Below are 1,558 nucleotides of genomic sequence, written 5' to 3' on the forward strand. Positions count from 1 at the left end.
CACTCGGCTCATCGAACAAATCCCGGGCATACACGATGTTCCCGGCAAGACCCGCCGGACGGCCGTCCGCCTCCAGTTCCTCAGCGAAACCAAAATCAAGATCAAACTTCGCTGCAGGCGTTCCAGCACTGCCGGGTGCACCCATTGCGCCGGCAAGGCCAACCGTCTCGGTCCGTGTGAACCTCTCAACGTTCAGCATGACTTGAAACAGGGGGTGGCGTCCCATGGAGCGTTCCGGAGCGAGTTCCTCCACCAGCCGCTCGAACGGCACATCCTGATTATCGAATGCCTTGAGACCGCGGCTCCGCACTCGACGTAGCAGCTCGATGAACGAAGGGTCGCCGGACAAGTCGGTGCGCAGAACGATGGTATTGATGAAGAAACCAACCAGATCATGCAACGCCTCGTCCGTACGGCCCGCGATCGGAGTACCGATCGGGATGTCCTCCCCAGAACCGAGGCGGAACAGAAGAGTCGCGACCGCGGCTTGCAGTAGCATGAACATCGTCACACCACGCTCACGCGCGATGCGTGCGAGGCCGACGTGCACGTCGGACGGCACTTCAATGCGAGCAATACCGCTCTCATGGCTCGAGATTGCGGGACGCGGTCGATCGGTTGGAAATTCCAGCTCCTGTGGCGCGTCGGTTAGCGCTTCACGCCAATACGTGACCTGTCGATTCAGCAGACTGTCCGGATCACTGAAATCGCCCAGTAGATCGCGCTGCCACAGCGTGTAGTCGATATACTGCACCGGCAAGGGGGTCCAGTCGGGAGCCCGCCCGGCCGCTCGAGCTTCGTAAGCGGTCGACAAGTCCCGCCACAGCAAGCCCATCGACCAGCCGTCCGTGGCAATATGGTGCACCACCAGCACCAGCACGGAACCACTGTCATTGTGTTCGTCTTTCTCCGAGGTCGTCCTGAACAGAGCCACCCGCATCGGCAACTCCGCGGCGAGGTCGAAGGCATGCGATGCGGCCTCGGACATACGCAGGCGCAGTTGTTGGGAGTCTGCAGGAATGACACTCAACACATCGCATGCTGGGTCATCCGGATCGAGTACGAGCTGATGAGGTTGGCCGTCCGTCACCGCGAAGATCGTGCGCAGCACTTCATGACGCCTCAGTACATCGCGCAGCGCGGCCGCGAGAACGTCCGGCTTTAGTTCTTCTTGAAAATACCCGGCGAGAGATACGATGTACGTCGAGCTGGGGCCTTCCAGCTGCTCTAAGAACCAGAGCCGTTGTTGCGCGAAAGAAAGCGGTACTACATCCGGCCGAGAAAAATGCCGTACGGGCAGTCGTGTCTTACGGACGTTTTCCAGACTTGCGGCGAGCCTCGCTGCAGTCGGAGCTTCGAAAATCGCCCCTACGGTAACGTCGATATCCAGTGTTCTACGTATTCGGCTGACCATTCGAGTCGCGAGGAGCGAGTGCCCTCCCAGTTCGAAAAAGTTGTCACTGGGGCTAACACTGTCGCGTTTCAGTATCTGAGCGAAGATTTGGCAGAGGATTTCTTCCTGGGGTGTCGTGGGTGGGCGTCCGTGGGTGGTGGTCCG

The 1,558-nt window shown here is 59.7% G+C and carries 1 protein-coding gene; it reads right to left on the bottom strand.

Annotated features, from left to right (window positions below):
* Window positions 1-1,513 (bottom strand): condensation domain-containing protein (locus IEZ11_RS50345; protein WP_308426615.1); only part of this gene is annotated, 1,513 nt, incomplete at its 3' end.
* Window positions 1,514-1,558: the final 45 nt, after the last annotated feature.

It is taken from the genome of Streptomyces fuscichromogenes, assembly GCF_014645815.1.
GTDB classification, from domain to species: Bacteria; Actinomycetota; Actinomycetes; order Streptomycetales; family Streptomycetaceae; genus Streptomyces; species Streptomyces fuscichromogenes.